The organism is Stutzerimonas sp. 21-1, from assembly GCF_056336065.1.
On record NZ_CM150500.1, the window covers coordinates 1,584,399 to 1,601,096 of the forward strand.

The following is a 16,698-nucleotide window of genomic DNA, read 5'->3' on the forward strand; positions in this document are numbered from 1 at the left end:
AGCGCCTGGCTCGATCACATCGCTGAGTCGGTAGATTCCAAAGCGCTCGGCTAGGTACAGCTGGGTAGGATGTCCGCCTGTTTGCACCAGACGCAATATATCGGCTAGGCGTAGGGCAGGGGCGTCGTGATCGGCCGCCATAGAGGGTCCTTGTTAGTGGAAGGTGTCGACTCTGGCGAGGGCGATTGACAGGCTGTTCCCGTAGCGCCGAGATTGGCTCTAGCCCCTGCCGCGCCTTATGACGATAACCCGAATAATGGCTCTAGGCCATAATTTGGGAGCAGCCGCGAGAGGATATCTCTCATGGAGCAACAGCGGTGCCAAAAGGGGGTGAGCAAACTGAAGTTAATGAACTGAACCGAAAGCCGCATTGGCCCGCGAGTTCGCATAAGTCGGACCGCACTTGCTATGAATCCGCTCGTTTGCAGCGAGGGTGGTATTGCGTGTCTCAGAGCTATGTCTGTGCGCGTGGTCTTTGGCGTGGGCTTGGGGCAAAAATGGGGCAACCGCAGCGCCATTTCATGCCATTCAATGCCGAAAGCTTATTGCTCGTTAGGTGCGCGATATGCCCCGTAGCCCGGTGACTACGGGGCTTTAGCTCAGATTCTCAATAATCACCGCCCATCATCGGGGTGTGCTGCGAAAGATCGGAGATTGCCTTGTTCATCAGGTGCTTAGAAATGGGTGCTGGACTGGGTGGAGCAGAGTTGGGGCGAATCACGCGGCGGGCTGCGTGCCTGTCCCGATGTATCGCAGCTCGTTGGCGGACTCGTCGTCCAGCCATCTGGCGTACACCTGGGCCAGCCTCGTAAAGTCCTCGTGCTTCATCTGCTTGGCGATGAACGCAAGGTTACCACGCGCTACCGGGCACTCGCAGGCGTCAGCGCCCGTGCGCGGTTGAGGCTCGTTCTAAGGTTCGAGCTCCTCGCAAACCCGGCTCAGCTACGGCTGCCTGGTGTCGACCAGATCGCTGTGCTGGCGCCACTGGCGGGGGCTCACGCCGAACCAGCGGCGGAACGCACGGGAAAAAGCGCTGGTCTCGGAATAGCCCAGCAAGGGGGCCAGCTCCGAAATGGGCAGCTGCTGCTGGCGCAGGTAGTAGGTCGCCAGCTCCTGGCGCTGCTTGTCCACCAGTGCGGAGAAGCTCAGCCCTTCCTCGCGCAGGCGACGCTGTAGCGACCAGCTGCTCATGCCCATCTGCTCGGCGATATCTTCCAGTCCCGGCTCGCCCAGCATCAGACGCTGGCGGATTTGCGCGCGCGCGTCGTCGACGACGTCCGGCTCATCGCCGCCCGCCAGGCTGAGCTGGCGCAGGGAATCCTGCATGACCATCAGCAGGATCGGGTCGCTGCCCGGCATCGGGCGGTTCAGGCCGACCTTGGGGATCAGCAGCGAGTTGTACGGCTGCTCGAAGTACACCGGCGCATCGAAGACCTTGCTGTGCTCGTGCCAATCCGCCGGGCGCGGGTGCTCGAAGTGCACCGCGCGCGGCGCCCATTGGCTGCCGAGCACGTGACGAATCAGGTTGCGGGCCATGCCCAGGGTCAGCTCGGCGTCCTGCCGCCGGCAGAGGATGGCGCCGTGGCGGACCTGATAGTCGAAGCGATAGCACTCCCCATCATCGACCAGGCGGATCAGGCTGTTGCGTTGGTGCAGTGGGAAGGCGCGGGCAAAGTTGATCAGCGCCTGCTCGACCGTTGCCGAGCACAAGCCGATATAACCCAGCAGCCCCAACGCCTGTGGCTTGAACTGCTGGCCATAGTACAGACCGAAGTTGTCGCAGCCCGATTGCCGCGCCGCTTCTTCCAGCACTTGGCAGTAGTTCGGCAGCGCGAGGCTCAGCGTCGGGTGCTGCAGCAATTGCGCATCGATGCCCGACACACCGAGCACCCGCTCGGCGTCGCCGCCCTGCCGCTCGATGAAGCTGCACAAGCCGCTGGCGGCGGCGGCCAGCACGCCGGCATGTTTTTGCCCGCTGGTGACAAGCGCCAGGCCGGCCGACGCATCCGTCTGCTCGAATAAGGAACTCATCGAAGTCTCCACACCGTAATGTTCCGCGACATGAAGCAAGAGCAACCGCGCCCCGGGGCGCTCGTGCTTACCAGAAGCACAGATCCCCGCTTCCGAGCGTCGCGCCAAAATGCGCCGCAAAACAAAGCGCTCGTCTGAGACCTGCGACATTTCGTCACGAAGTTGACTGTAGATGACAGCAGAGCTTTGTTCGGGTCAAGTCGCGCGCATGAAACTGACTCAAGATCAATATGAGCCGTGCTGAGATTCGGCCAGCGCATCGATTATTACAAGAGTCATCCTTCGGAGAATTCCCATGATCTACGCCCAACCCGGTACTCCAGGCGCCGTCATTTCCTTCAAGCCGCGCTACGGCAACTACATCGGTGGCGAATTCGTGCCGCCGGTGAAGGGGGAGTATTTCGTCAACACCTCGCCGGTAAACGGTGAAGTGATCGCCGAGTTCCCGCGTTCGGGCGCCGAAGACGTGGAGAAGGCGCTGGACGCCGCCCATGCCGCCGCCGATGCCTGGGGCAAGACCTCGGTGCAGGACCGTGCGCTGATCCTGCTGAAGATCGCCGATCGCATCGAAGCCAACCTGGAAAAGCTCGCCGTCGCCGAAACCTGGGACAACGGCAAGGCCGTGCGTGAAACCCTGAACGCCGACGTGCCGCTGGCTGCCGACCACTTCCGCTACTTCGCCGGCTGCATCCGCGCGCAGGAAGGCAGCGCCGCCGAGATCAACGAGCACACCGCCGCCTACCATTTCCACGAGCCGCTGGGCGTGGTCGGTCAGATCATTCCGTGGAACTTCCCGCTGCTGATGGCCGCCTGGAAACTGGCTCCGGCCCTGGCTGCCGGTAACTGCATCGTGCTCAAGCCGGCCGAGCAGACCCCGCTGTCGATCATGGTGTTCATCGAAGTGGTCGGCGATCTGCTGCCGCCGGGTGTGCTCAACATCGTCCAGGGCTTCGGTCGCGAAGCCGGTCAGGCGCTGGCCACCAGCACCCGCATCGCCAAGATCGCCTTCACCGGCTCGACCCCGGTTGGCGCGCACATCATGCGTTGCGCGGCCGAAAACATCATTCCGAGCACCGTCGAGCTGGGCGGCAAGAGCCCGAACATCTTCTTCGAAGACATCATGAATGCAGAGCCTGCGTTCATCGAGAAGGCTGCCGAGGGCCTGGTACTGGCGTTCTTCAACCAGGGCGAGGTGTGCACCTGCCCGTCGCGCGCGGTGATTCAGGAATCGATCTTCGAGCCCTTCATGGAAGTGGTGATGAAGAAGATCAAGGCAATCAAGCGCGGCAACCCGCTGGATACCGACACCATGGTCGGCGCCCAGGCTTCCGAGCAGCAGTTCGACAAGATTCTGTCCTACATGGACATCGCCCAACAGGAAGGCGCGCAGATCCTCACCGGCGGTGCCGCAGAGAAACTCGAAGGCAGCCTGGCGACCGGCTATTACGTGCAGCCGACCCTGATCAAGGGCCACAACAAGATGCGCGTGTTCCAGGAGGAGATCTTCGGGCCGGTGGTGGCCGTGACCACCTTCAAGGACGAAGCCGAAGCGCTGGCGATCGCCAACGACTCCGAGTTCGGCCTGGGTGCCGGCGTCTGGACCCGCGACATCAACCGCGCCTACCGCATGGGCCGCGGGATCAAGGCCGGTCGCGTCTGGACCAACTGCTACCACCTGTATCCCGCGCATGCGGCGTTCGGCGGCTACAAGAAGTCCGGCGTCGGTCGCGAGACCCACAAGATGATGCTCGACCACTACCAGCAGACCAAGAACCTGTTGGTCAGCTACGACATCAATCCACTCGGTTTCTTTTAAACGCAGCACCGGGGCCGATCTTGCGTGCGTACGGCCCCGGTACAGCCACCGTGATCCTCTCCAGCGGGAGGCGGAATCTCCCCAAAGAACACCGTGACACCGCTCAAAGCCGGTTTTCGGCCTGCCTGGTGCAGCCTTCGATTGGCTTTCTGGCGCTTGGCAAAACATAACAACAGGGCAAAGCAATGGATCAGATCGGTAATTACGTTCTCTACGTCATCATGTTCTGCGCGGTCCTTGGGGCCTTCGCAGCCATACGCGACAGTGAAAAAGGCCTCGGCAAGGAATTCATGGAGGGCATCCATGCCACCGGACACATCTTCGTTCCGGCCGCTGGCATCATGGCGTCCATCCCCTACCTCACGGTATTGATCGAAAGCGTCTTCGGACCATTCTTCAATGCATTGAATGCCGACCCGGCGCTGGCGGCGACGATGATCATCGCCTCGGACATGGGTGGCTACCACCTCGCCGCCGCCCTGGCCGCCAGCAAGGAGGCCCTGATCATGGCGCTGATCACCGGCTTCATGGGCGGCGCAACCATCGTCTTCTCGATTCCCATGGGCCTGGCCATGCTCGACAAGCGTGACCACAAGTACATGGCGCTGGGCATCATGTCCGGCATCCTCAGCATTCCGATCGGCGTGCTGATCGCCAGCGTCGTGCTGATGCTCAGCAATCCGATGGTGCGCGAAGTGGTCGCCACCAACGGCGAGGCCACCTACCAGTTGGCGATGAGCCTCGGCGGAATCTTCGCCAACCTGTTGCCGATCATCGTCTTCGTGGTGGCGCTGGCGGCCGGCCTGCGCTTCCTGCCGGACCTGATGATCAAGGGCTTCATCGGCTTCGGCCGCGGTATGGACGCGCTGATCAAGCTGGTGCTGGTGTTCTCCATCGTCGAATACTTCACTGGCGTGTTCACCATCGTGCTGGGCGGCTGGGGCTTCGACCCGATCATCGCCGATGCAGAGGACCAGACCCGCGCCCTGGAAACCGCCGGCTATATCGGCATCATGCTGGCCGGCGCCTTCCCGATGGTCTACCTGCTGCGCAAGTACCTCGGCAGCCCCCTGGAAGCGCTGGGCAGCAAGGTCGGCCTGAGCGCCGTCGGCAGCGCCGGCATGCTGGCGACCATCGCCAATATCCTCGCGATGTTCCGCCTGGTGCGCTTCATGCCACCGAAGGACAAAGTGCTCAACATCGCCTTCGGTGTGTGCGCGGCCTTCCTGCTCGGCGACCACCTGTCTTTCACCGCCAACTTCCAGCCGACCATCATCCTGCCGGTGCTGATCGGCAAGATACTCGCCGGCTTCTCCGCCGTGGGCCTCGCCTACTGGCTGTCGGTACCCAAGGCGCTGCAACTGGAACAGCAGGATCGAGCCGCCGGCATCATCGAAGATGGCGAATACCCTGGCTCCGAGCTGCACGGAGGGCCTCTGCCGATTTCGAAAGAAGTCGCCCAGGCCTGACTTCGAGCGCAACAGATGCTGCCGGGAGTGCACGGCCCCACCGGCAGCACGGCGTTCGTCCGGCACCGGCGAAAACAGCCCGTGCCCTCCACCCGAGACAGGAAACAGATCATGGCAACCTATTCCCACAGCATCGGCGGCCAGACTTGGCGCTTCGACAGCCTGCGCGAGTTGCTGGCCAAGGCCAGCCCGCTGCGCTCGGGCGACTGCCTGGCCGGCGTCGCCGCCGCCAGCGACGCCGAACGCGCGGCCGCCCAGATGACCCTGGCCGACGTGCCGCTCAAGCAGTTTCTGAGCGAGGCGGTGATTCCGTATGAAAGCGATGAAGTCACCCGGCTGATCATCGACAGCCATGACGCCGCCGCCTTCGCCCCGGTCAGCCACCTGACGGTGGGCGGCCTGCGCGACTGGCTGCTCGGCGACCAGGCCGGCGAGGCCGACCTGCGTGCCCTGGCGCCGGGCCTGACGCCGGAGATGGCCGCCGCGGTGTCGAAGATCATGCGTGTGCAGGACCTGATCCTGGTGGCGCAGAAGATCCGCGTGGTCACCCGCTTTCGCAACACCATGGGCCTGCGCGGACACATGTCCACCCGCCTGCAACCCAACCACCCCACCGACGACCCCGCCGGCATCGCCGCCAGCACCCTCGACGGCCTGCTCTACGGCAACGGTGACGCCATGATCGGCATCAACCCGGCCACTGACAGCATGGGCTCGATCTGCACCCTGCTGGAGATGCTCGACGCGGTCATCCAGCGCTACGAGATTCCCACCCAGTCCTGCGTGTTGACCCACGTCACCAGCTCCATCGCCGCCATCGAACGCGGCGCGCCGCTGGACCTGGTGTTCCAGTCGATCGCCGGTACCGAGGCGGCCAACGCCAGCTTCGGCATCAGCCTCAAGGTGTTGCAGGAAGGCTACGAAGCCGGCCTGAGCCTCAAGCGCGGCACGCTGGGCAACAACCTCATGTACTTCGAAACCGGCCAGGGCAGCGCGCTTTCGGCCAACGCCCATCACGATGTCGATCAGCAGACCTGCGAGGCCCGCGCCTATGCGGTGGCCCGTCACTTCAACCCGTTCCTGGTCAACACCGTGGTCGGCTTCATCGGTCCGGAATACCTCTACAACGGCAAACAGATCATCCGCGCCGGGCTGGAGGACCACTTCTGCGGCAAGCTGCTCGGCGTGCCGATGGGTTGCGACATCTGTTACACCAACCATGCCGAGGCCGACCAGGACGACATGGACATGTTGCTGACGCTGCTCGGCGCCGCCGGCATCAACTTCATCATGGGCATCCCCGGTTCGGACGACGTGATGCTCAACTACCAGACCACCTCCTTCCACGATGCCCTCTATGCCCGCCAGGTGCTCGGCTTGCGCGCGGCACCGGAGTTCGAGCAGTGGCTGGCGCGCATGGGCATCTTCCAGCAGCGCGACGGCCAGTTGCGCCTGGGTAACGAGCTGCCATCCGCCTTCCGCCAGGCGCTGGCGCAACTTTCCTGAATTCGCGCACTCATGCAGAGGTACGCATGCCTGATCACACCCCCGCCACCGAGAACCCGTGGCAACAGCTGCGCCAGCTGACCCCCGCACGCATCGCCCTGGGCCGCGCCGGCACCAGCCTGCCGACCCGCGCCCAACTGGATTTCCAGTTCGCTCACGCCCAGGCCCGCGACGCCGTGCACCTGCCGTTCGATCACGCCGAGCTGCGCGAGCAACTGCACGCCCTCGGCCATACCACCCTGTTGCTGCACAGCGCTGCCAGTGACCGCCACACCTACCTGCAGCGCCCCGACCTGGGCCGGCGCCTGGACGAGGCGTCCGCCGCGCAGCTGGACGAGCACGTCAAGCAGCACGGCGGCGGCCATGACCTCGCCATCGTCATCGCCGACGGCTTGTCATCCCTTGCTGTCAGCCGCCACAGCCTGCCGTTCCTCCAGCGATTGCTCGAACAGGTGACGGCTGAAGGCTGGTCGCTGGCGCCGATAACCTTGGTTGAACAGGGCCGGGTGGCGGTGGCCGACGAGGTGGGCGAGCGGTTGAGGGCAAAGATGACGGTGATTCTGATCGGCGAGCGTCCCGGCCTCAGCTCGCCGGACAGCCTCGGCCTGTACTTCACTTGGGCGCCGCGCGTCGGCCTCAACGATGCCTATCGCAACTGCATCTCCAATGTGCGTCTGGAAGGCCTGAGCTACGGCATGGCCACCTTCCGCCTGATGTACCTGATGCGCGAAGCCTGCCGGCGCCAGCTCTCGGGCGTCGATCTCAAGGACGAAGCACAAGTACCGACCCTGGAAAACCAGGGACCTGGCAACTTCCTGCTGCCGGATAACGCCTGAGCGCTTGCGCCGTTAGCCCGACTGCTTCGCTTGCACCCGCTGCGCCCCGGTTCTCAAGACGGCCAGCGTCAGCGGGGTAAGGGATTGGGCGACAGGTGTCGGTGGAGGTATTGAGCGCAGCGGGGAAGGGGCGTTGCCCTTGTGAGTCAACCTGCGCTCATTCGTTTTTTTATATCAGCGTTACAACTCTTAGAGTTTTGCCATAAGCAAAAGCGGGTAGATCATTCAAATGACATCCCTTATTCCTGAATTGTCTCTCTATTTAATCAAAGCAGTAGGTTAGCGATAAGCACGCGATTGTAGACTGCCGTTATATAAAATTTATAACGATTACTTTGGGAATCCAGCTTCTGCTTTTGTTTTTATAATATAAGTCGAAGCACTTAACTCTTGAATGAGTTTTCGCATCAATTAATTGACATAAATCATCGTGCGCGACAGCAAATCGGCGGCAAATAAAGCCAGGCCAATTTGCCACTACGGAAAGCTCTTCCTAGAACTTGACTGGTGAGTCGCATGGACGATTACAAACACAAGCAAAAAACGAATAAAAAATTCAGCGCTTATCTTTATATCGGTAAGCACGCGGTACCGCGACGTGTAGTGCTGGCGCAGCCTGCAGCGACGCGATTCGCTCCCAAGCTGTCCACTGGATAACCCCCCTCCCAATCGAATGAATAGACATTGCTCGGCATGACGCCTGTATTTCGGCGCCTGTCGGCGTTATCAGCAGTTTCACCCCTGTGAAACATGTTGGTCGTGATTGGAGGCAGAACGATGGGCGGACGTTAATTATCGCAGTGACAGCGCTCGGCTTAGGTTCGGCTACGCAAACTAACGCGGCGCCAGAACCGGCACCCAGTGTTGCTCCCTCCGCAGCGGTGGTGAAGAAGAACGATACGCGCGAGTTCCCCGGTTTACCCATCGGGACGTTCATTGCATTGCCGCAGGTGGTTCTTTCGGCGACCCGCGACGACAACATTTACGCCCGGCGTACCGATGAAACAGAAGACACTATCTTCACGCTTTCACCCTCGCTGGTACTGCAGTCCGATTGGGATCGGCATGAACTGAGCGTCGATCTCGGTGCCGATCTCGACCGCTACCAGGACGCAACTTCCGAGGATGTAGAGGACTTCTGGCTGGGCCTCGACGGCACCCGCGAGCTGACTGAGCATGCGCGTGTATTCGGTGGGCTGCGCCACACGCGGGATCACGAAGATCGCTACGTGCCGGGCGCGGCCGGGCCGGAACTGCAGCGGGAACCCACCCGTTACGAGCATGACGAAGCGTATCTGGGCGTTGCGGGTGAGCTCGGCCGTCTGCGCCTTCGTGGCGGCGGTACGTTCGATCGCTACGATTACTACAGCGCAGAGACGCTCGCGGGCGCGCGCATCGACAATGCTGATCGCAAGCACGACCTCAGCTCAGTCGGTGTTCGAGCGGGTTATGCGCTAACGCCTAACCATGAGCCGTTCATTCAGTACGCCACCGATCGGCGGCGCTACGAAAAGGACATTAACGGAACGGCATTCAACCGAGATTCGGATGGTCACCGGGCTGCAGTCGGCTTGCGCGTGACTTATCCGCAGCAGCGCTTCGCCGGTGAGGTATTCGCCGGCATGCTGAAACAGCGCTTCGACCATTCGACCTTCTCCGACATCCACCAACCCTACTTCGGCGCCCTGGCCAGCTGGAAGCCGACACCCGCCACCCGTGTCACCGGCTTCATCGATCGCTCGCTGGAGGAAACCACGGTCAGTGATGACGGCGTGTACGCCGCGGCGTCGCTGGATACCGCCTACGGTTTTGAGGTCGAGCGGGCACTTACCAGTCGCCTGTCGGTTCTCGGTCATGCGACGTATATCGACAGCGAATATCAGAGCTACAACCGCCGGGACAAGATCATCGATGCCGGCGCAGGGCTGCGCTACTACGTCTCGTCAACGGTCTTCGTCGGCAGCGACTTGCGTGTGATCGACCGCAACTCGGATGACCTGGACGGCGAGTACAGCCGCAGTCAGGTTTCCTTCAGCGTCGGCTACACGCCGGGACGCTCGAAGACCTATCAGTTGCCTGCCCAGGCGCTGCAACGCTCCGCCGGTGATCTGCTGCTGGCCGCGTTGCCGCTCGACGCGCTCTTCACCGGGCCTTACATCGGAGCGGCGATGAGCCACGGCCCGCTGGCCAGCACGACGTCTGGCCAGCGCGGTGATGAAGGCAGTGACGTCAGCCAGTTCGGTGGCTCGGGAATGGGTGAAGCACTGTTTCTCGGCTATGGCTGGCAGCTCAATCGCTGGTACGCGGGCATCGAGGCGGAGGCCGAGCGGAGCCGCGCGCACTGGTCGTTCAGCAAGGACAAGGCGGACGCGCGCACGACCTCGCTCGACAGGGACGACGGCTACGGTCTGAGCCTGCGTGGCGGCTACGTCGTGAACAACGGCTCACTCCTGTACCTGCGCCTTGGGCGGGTGCGGACCCGCTTCGATTCCTACTACACGATCAACGATCAGGCCGCCGCCAGCCGCGCGCAGGATGATCGGCAGGACGGCTCCCGCCTGGGCGTCGGTGCCGATCTGCCGGCCGGCGACCGTTTGTTCCTGCGCATGGAATACGCCTACACCGATTACGACGCCTACGAGGTGGACTACGTCGACGACGACGGCCGTGCCTCGGAACGCTTCGCCAACGAGGAAGGCCAGTTCCGGCTTGGCCTTGGCTGGCGGTTCGGTGCGGCACCCTCACCAATCCCGCTGCAGCCGGCGGTACAGGGATTCTACGTGGGCGCTCATGCCGGACACGGCGGTCTTGACTCCCACCTCGGCGGCTATCACTCCGAGGATGGGGCTCCGCCGCTGTCGCAGGCCTATACCGGCGACTTCAGCGGCATGGGTGGAATCTACGGTGCCTTCGTCGGCTATGGCCACAGCTTCGCCCGCTGGTACGTAGGGCTAGAAGCGGAAGTCGATACCAGTCGGATCGATTGGTCGCACAACCGCGACACGGGCGGCAAAGGTGGCCGGGACTTCTCGGCAGAGAAGAAAAGCGACTACGGCCTGGCACTGCGTCTGGGCTACAGCCTGCCCAACGGCACCCTGCTCTACGGGCGCGTCGGCCCGGTGCGCGCGCGCTTCAACACCACCTGGGAAAAGGGCAGCAACCCCGAGGCCAATATCGACGACAGCTTCACCACTGACGGCATGCGCTACGGCGTCGGCGCGGAAATTCCGCTGAGCCAGCAAGCCTTCGCCCGCCTGGATTACACCCGCACCGATTACGACAGCTATGGCTTCAGGACCGGGCATGGCAACCCGGACGAGATGGAGTTCGACAACCGCGAGAGCCTGTTCCGCATGGGATTGGGCTTCCGCTTCTGAGTACTTCCGCGACGGTGGAGGAATGATCCGCCGTCGGGGTGCAACCGCAGTACCGGTGCCTTCCTTGCGCCATCCGGTTGAAGCACCGGCCCCGCAAACAAAGGAGCAATGTCATGTCAAACACACCGTTGAAACGCAGCAAGTTCGGATTTGTCAGCGGGGCATTCCTCGTCGCACTTGCGGCTCCGCTGGTGGTTTCAAGCGCACTGACGCTTGGTTTCGCTTCGCCGAGCGTGGCCGCCGAGCAAGGCGGCACCGGCAAGGGTGGCAGCGATAGCCACGGCAGCCGTGGCGGTCAGGCCGGCAAGGGCGGTGGCGGCGAGAAAGGCCAGGGCGGCTCGCGCATGGGCGGCGGGCAGGGCGCAGTCGACAAGATCTTCCGCGCCGATGCCGCGGCAGAAGAAGACAGCGACCGCCCTGAGTGGGCCGGGGTGAAGGGCGGTAAGTCGGGCGGTGGCGGCAAGCCGTTCGGCGCGGGCACGAAGAAGGGCGATCTGTTCGGCGATATGTACATCCTGCTGCGCGACGTGAACGGCGTCCCGCTGGCGGATGCAAACGGCGAAGAGCTGGTCGTCGCGTTCTACTACGACAGCACCGGTGCGCTGTTGCCGGTAACGGATGCCGACGGCAATCTGGTTGCCATTCCGCGCAACGAGGAAGGTGACCTGCTGACCTCGGAGACGGTAGGCGATACCACCTACGACGTCGTTCCCGGCGAGGTCGAGCTGGGCCGTCTGAGTGTCGGCCGTTCGCCGACCAAGGTACTCAGTCATTCGCTGGATGAAGCGCTGGCAAAGCTGACCACTGAGGGCGCGGTGATTGCCATCGACTCCAGCGGTCGGCTGACGGTCGACGGCGTGACCATCGACTCGCCGCTGGAAAACCTCGCGCTGTACGAGACCTACATGACCAGCGGCTCGATACCGGGCGTGACCCTCCCGGCAGGCTTCGACCCTGCAGCGTTGCTCGCCGCCGCGGGAGACAAGACCGGCACCATCAGCGTCGATACGGTGGTGTACATGAACTCGATCCTCGGCATCAATTCCGGTACGACGTACTACGACTTCTCTGACTACCAGTACGACCGCACCGCCACCTGGGCCGATGCCACCGCCACCGTGCTGGTGCTGGACGCAGGCGATCCGGATGACCCTGCCGACGACGTCTACAGGCCGACCCTGGTGAACCTGTACGACGCCGTGTTCGGCGGCACCACCTGGACCGACCCGACCAGCGACGGCGGCGCCGACGATTTCGCCGCGGCAGCCAACGATTACCTGCAGGTCATCGAGTTCGTGCACGACAACGAAGTCAGGTAGCGCTGGACCGGCTGGCCGCCAGGCCAGCCGGTCCAGGCCGGGAGAACATTTATGCGCGTTCGCTACAAGTTCGGCCTGCTGGCGGCATTCATGGCGCTGGCACTGGCCGGAGTAACCGGCCCCGCAGTGGCGGCTGACGACCATTCCAGTCATGACAGTAGCCACAGTTCCGGCGGCAAGGGCAAAGGTCCGAAATACGGCGGCGGCCGCGACCACGGCAGCAGCCACAGCGATCAGACCCACGAGGAAGGCAGCCACTCCGGACACACCGGTGGGCCAGGCGGCAGCAAGGCCATGGAGGACAAGGTGTTCGACAGTGGCCGCGGCAAGGGCCCGAAGTACATGGGCGGTCAGCCCCGGGATGAGGAGTCATCCCACCACTCCGACGGCGAAGAGCACGACCATTGATGCGCCGTCGGTCCTATTCGAATGAGGAGATACCTATGAAAAGCATCAAATTCGCCATCGGCCTCTCGCTGGTTCTGCTGTCCGGTGCGGCGTTGGCACAATCCGCGGGCGGCCAGGGCGCCGGCAGCGACGGTGAGCAGGTCTTTGGCTCGCAAATCATGACCCAGCAGGAGCGCCTGGAATACCGCAACCGCATGCGCGAAGCCGCCACGCAGGAGGAACGCGAGCAGGTACGCGTGCAGCACCATGAACAGATGCGCGAGCGAGCCAAGGAGCGTGGCGTGACCCTGCCGGAAGATCCGCCCGCGCGCGGCATGCGCGGCGGTATGGGCAGCGGCGCAGGCGGTGGCATGGGCAAGGGTGGCGGGCGCTGAGTCCGACGCCGGTTGAGCAGCGCGGGCGCTGGGTGTCCTTGCCGAGGACACCCGGCAGCACCGCCCGTGTCCTTGCGTGCTGAGCAAGCGCTTACGGCGGAGTGTGCGATGACCGGAGGGGCGAGTCAGGAGGGAGCTGGTGTAGGGTAGCGGCTGTTTACAGCTACGGAGGAAGACGATGGACCTGACCGAACTGGCGACTCGCCTGGGAATGCAGTTGTCCGCGCTCGGCGCACAGGTGACCACCGCCGAATCCTGCACCGGTGGCGGCATTGCCGAGGCCATCACTCGGGTTGCGGGGAGTTCGGCGTGGTTCGAGGCCGGCTACGTCACGTATTCCAACGCGCAGAAGACCCGGCAGCTCGGGGTGCCGGTCGACCTGTTCGAAACGGTCGGCGCGGTCAGCCGCGAGGTGGTCGAGCGCATGGCGAGCGGCGCGCAACAGGCCAGCGGCGCGCGCTTCGCCGTGGCGGTCAGTGGTATCGCCGGACCTGGCGGCGGAACACTGGAGAAGCCAGTGGGGACGGTCTGGATTGCCTGGGCGGATGGCGAGCGGCTGCTCGCCCGACGCTGCCTGTTCGCTGGCGATCGCCTGGCGGTACGCGGCCAGACGGTCGAGACAGCGCTGGTCGGATTGATTCGTCTGGTGGCCGGAGAAAATCCGCTGCAGGGCTAGGCGGAGCATTTTCCCTATGCTCTAATACTGTCTACTTATACAGTTGTCGTGGCCTTTGGCCCTCTTGATCAAGTGAGGATGGTAATGGACGAGAACAAGAAGCGCGCCTTGGCCGCAGCTCTGGGCCAGATCGAAAAGCAGTTCGGCAAGGGCGCGGTGATGCGCATGGGCGACCACGATCGCCAAGCGATTCCGGCGATTTCCACCGGCTCGCTGGGGCTGGACATCGCGCTGGGTATTGGTGGTCTGCCGAAAGGCCGTATCGTCGAAATCTACGGCCCGGAGTCCTCGGGTAAAACCACGTTGACCCTGTCGGTGATCGCCGAAGCGCAGAAGATGGGCGCCACCTGCGCCTTCGTCGACGCCGAACACGCGCTGGACCCGGATTACGCCGGCAAGCTGGGCGTCAACGTCGATGATCTGCTGGTATCGCAGCCCGATACCGGTGAGCAGGCGCTGGAAATCACCGACATGCTGGTGCGTTCCAACGCGGTGGACGTGATCATTGTCGACTCCGTGGCAGCGCTGGTGCCCAAGGCGGAAATCGAAGGCGAGATGGGCGACGCCCACGTCGGTCTGCAGGCGCGCCTGATGAGCCAGGCGCTGCGCAAGATCACCGGTAACATCAAGAACGCCAACTGTCTGGTGATCTTCATCAACCAGATCCGCATGAAGATCGGCGTGATGTTCGGTAGCCCGGAAACCACCACCGGCGGTAATGCGCTGAAGTTCTACGCCTCGGTGCGTCTGGACATCCGCCGCACTGGCGCGGTGAAGGAAGGTGACGAGGTGGTCGGTAGCGAGACCCGCGTCAAAGTGGTGAAGAACAAGGTGGCGCCTCCGTTCCGTCAGGCCGAGTTCCAGATCCTCTACGGCAAGGGCATCTATCGCAACGGTGAGATCATCGATCTCGGCGTGCAGCAGGGCCTGGTCGAGAAATCCGGCGCCTGGTACGCCTACAAGGGCAACAAAATCGGTCAGGGCAAAGCCAATGCCGCCAAGTATCTCGAGGACAACCCCGAGGTAGGTCGCGAGATCGAACAGCAGATTCGTGACAAGCTGCTGGTGGTTTCCGGCAACAAGGCAGCCGGCGCCAACGCGGGCGCCGTGGTCAGCGAAGACCTGGCCGACGTCGACCTCTGATCGCCATGCCCGTCGTGCTCGACAGCCCAGCCGCCGTGCGACGGGCTGCGATGGACTTGCTGGCACGCCGCGAGCATGGGCGTGTCGAGCTGACCCGCAAGCTGCGCCAGCGCGGCGCAGCTGCCGAACTGATCGAGGCAGCCCTGGATCGTCTAAGCGACGAGGGGTTGCTGTCGGATTCGCGCTATCTCGAGAGCTTCGTCAGAAGCCGTGCGCTCGCCGGCTACGGACCGTTACGCATTCGTGAAGAGCTGGCACAGCGCGGGCTGGCGCGTGATGCGATTGAGCGGGCGTTGCGTGACGGCGACTTCGACTGGAACGCACAGCTGCGCGAGGTCTGGCAACGCAAATTCGCCGGACAGCTGCCAGGCGATGCGCGCGAGCGCGCCCGGCAGGGGCGTTTCCTCAGTTATCGGGGTTATTCGTTGGAGATGATCGGGCGTCTGCTGCGCGGCGTGGCGGACGACTGATGCGCTTCCGGCCCGATGCCGCCTGGCGCACCGGAACGGGCGAAGTGCCGCGTTCCGGGCAGGCGGTAACGGTGGTGCTGTCGTCTGCAGGTGTGAGACGTGGTTCAGTCTTCGGATGGTAGCGGGGTCGCCCAGCTTTCCGTTTCGTTGATGTAGTCCGTCAGTTCGCGCAGGCGCCCGTAGTCACGGCCGTTGAAAGCGAAGCTCAGGCGGGGCAGACGCTGCAGTTCCGGCTCATCCAGCTCGTGCTCGCAGCAGGGTTGCTGTTCGTAGCAGCCGCTCAGGCACAAATCGGCGAAGGTCGTGTTGATGTATTCCAGCGCTGCATCGCTCAGGGAATGGTTCATCCGCATCACGAAGCGATCCTTCAACCAGCGGCTCGAGTGAAAGTTGCGGTAGAACGTGGTGATCTCCTGAGCCACCTCTTCGGCGCTGTAGACCTGCCGCACCAGGCGCAGGTCGGTGGGCAGGATGTAGCGGTTGTCGACCAGCTGCCGGCGCATGAACTGCAACGCATCCGTCCAGAACGATCCGCCTGGCTCGTCCAGCAATACCACTGGAACCAGCGGACTCTTGCCGGTCTGCACCAAGGTCAGCACTTCGAGTGCCTCATCGAGGGTGCCGAAGCCGCCGGGACACAGCACCAGTGCATCGGCTTCCTTGATGAAGAACAGCTTGCGTACGAAGAAGAAGTGGAACGACAGCAGATTGCTGGTGCCGCCCACGGTGGCATTGGCGTGCTGTTCGAACGGCAGGGTGATGTTGAGTCCCAGGCTGTTGTCCAGCCCGGCGCCTTCGTGGGCGGCCGCCATGATGCCTCCGCCGGCGCCGGTAATGACCATGAGGTCGTAGCGCGCCAGTGTCTCGCCGAGCTGGCGTGCCAGGGCATAGAGCGGATGCTCGACAGGGGTGCGTGCCGAGCCGAATACGGTGACTTTGCGCCGACGCTTGAACTGATCGAGACGACTGAATGCGTGCTCCATTTCGCGCATGGTCTGCAGCAGGATCTTGGCATCCCAGCGGCTGCGATCCGCCTGGGCCATGCGTATCACGGTGACCAGCATCTCGCGGTACAGCGACAGGTTGGGGCTGGTGTCCGAGACGACGAGTGACACGAGCTCGTCGATCTTGCTGGACAGGTCCACGGCGCTGGTTTTGAAGTGCCGGGAAAGATAGTCGTCCGGTTCGAAGGACATACAACTTCTCCATGTATGGGCTTGCGCATTCAGGCTATCGGTGCGATGCCGGGCGCTTCAAGCGCCAAGCCGCGCCC

The 16,698-nt window shown here is 63.2% G+C and carries 14 protein-coding genes; 12 read left to right on the top strand and 2 right to left on the bottom strand.

All coding sequences use genetic code 11. The features are described from left to right. Positions 1-942 precede the first annotated feature (942 nt). A complete protein-coding gene (gene qhpR / locus AC0ZJQ_RS07840; protein WP_476477647.1) occupies positions 943-2,031 on the bottom strand; it encodes an AraC-like transcriptional regulator QhpR in 1,089 nt (362 codons plus the stop codon). Positions 2,032-2,326: 295 nt separating this feature from the next. On the opposite strand from qhpR, the gene exaC reads away from it, so the two are divergent. From exaC to recX, 12 genes are all read left to right on the top strand, one after another. Then, entirely contained in the window at positions 2,327-3,847 is a 1,521-nt protein-coding gene (gene exaC, locus AC0ZJQ_RS07845; RefSeq protein ID WP_476477648.1) for an acetaldehyde dehydrogenase ExaC, read from the top strand. A 185-nt stretch (positions 3,848-4,032) separates the two neighbouring features. After that, positions 4,033-5,316 (top strand): ethanolamine utilization protein EutH, encoded by a 1,284-nt coding sequence (gene eutH / locus AC0ZJQ_RS07850; protein WP_476477649.1) that lies wholly within the window; start codon positions 4,033-4,035, stop codon positions 5,314-5,316. 111 nt (positions 5,317-5,427) lie between these two features. After that, on the top strand, positions 5,428-6,822 hold the full coding sequence (locus tag AC0ZJQ_RS07855; RefSeq protein ID WP_476477650.1) for an ethanolamine ammonia-lyase subunit EutB: 1,395 nt from the start codon (positions 5,428-5,430) through the stop codon (positions 6,820-6,822). A gap of 26 nt (positions 6,823-6,848) precedes the next feature. Next, positions 6,849-7,658, top strand: a complete 810-nt coding sequence (gene eutC, locus AC0ZJQ_RS07860) for an ethanolamine ammonia-lyase subunit EutC (RefSeq protein ID WP_476477651.1) — start codon at positions 6,849-6,851, stop codon at positions 7,656-7,658. A gap of 516 nt (positions 7,659-8,174) precedes the next feature. Continuing rightward, the gene (locus tag AC0ZJQ_RS07865; RefSeq protein WP_314020297.1) at positions 8,175-8,315 is read left to right on the top strand and encodes a hypothetical protein; all 141 of its coding nucleotides are present in this window, start codon (positions 8,175-8,177) and stop codon (positions 8,313-8,315) included. Between the two features lie 86 nt (positions 8,316-8,401). Further along, a complete protein-coding gene (locus AC0ZJQ_RS07870; RefSeq protein ID WP_476477652.1) occupies positions 8,402-11,035 on the top strand; it encodes an outer membrane beta-barrel protein in 2,634 nt (877 codons plus the stop codon). Between the two features lie 113 nt (positions 11,036-11,148). After that, positions 11,149-12,354, top strand: coding sequence for a hypothetical protein (locus AC0ZJQ_RS07875; protein WP_314020299.1), 1,206 nt, complete (start codon positions 11,149-11,151; stop codon positions 12,352-12,354). 51 nt (positions 12,355-12,405) lie between these two features. Beyond that, positions 12,406-12,762, top strand: coding sequence for a hypothetical protein (locus AC0ZJQ_RS07880; RefSeq protein WP_314020300.1), 357 nt, complete (start codon positions 12,406-12,408; stop codon positions 12,760-12,762). Between the two features lie 35 nt (positions 12,763-12,797). Further along, on the top strand, positions 12,798-13,136 hold the full coding sequence (locus AC0ZJQ_RS07885) for a hypothetical protein (protein WP_314020301.1): 339 nt from the start codon (positions 12,798-12,800) through the stop codon (positions 13,134-13,136). A gap of 178 nt (positions 13,137-13,314) precedes the next feature. Further along, positions 13,315-13,812, top strand: a complete 498-nt coding sequence (locus AC0ZJQ_RS07890; RefSeq protein WP_476477653.1) for a CinA family protein — start codon at positions 13,315-13,317, stop codon at positions 13,810-13,812. Positions 13,813-13,896: 84 nt separating this feature from the next. Next, a complete protein-coding gene (gene recA, locus AC0ZJQ_RS07895) occupies positions 13,897-14,955 on the top strand; it encodes a recombinase RecA (protein WP_102829446.1) in 1,059 nt (352 codons plus the stop codon). Between the two features lie 5 nt (positions 14,956-14,960). Further along, entirely contained in the window at positions 14,961-15,425 is a 465-nt protein-coding gene (gene recX / locus AC0ZJQ_RS07900; protein WP_213663112.1) for a recombination regulator RecX, read from the top strand. Positions 15,426-15,529: 104 nt separating this feature from the next. On the opposite strand, the gene AC0ZJQ_RS07905 is transcribed toward recX, so the two are convergent. After that, a complete protein-coding gene (locus AC0ZJQ_RS07905; protein WP_213663113.1) occupies positions 15,530-16,621 on the bottom strand; it encodes an LOG family protein in 1,092 nt (363 codons plus the stop codon). Positions 16,622-16,698 lie beyond the last annotated feature (77 nt).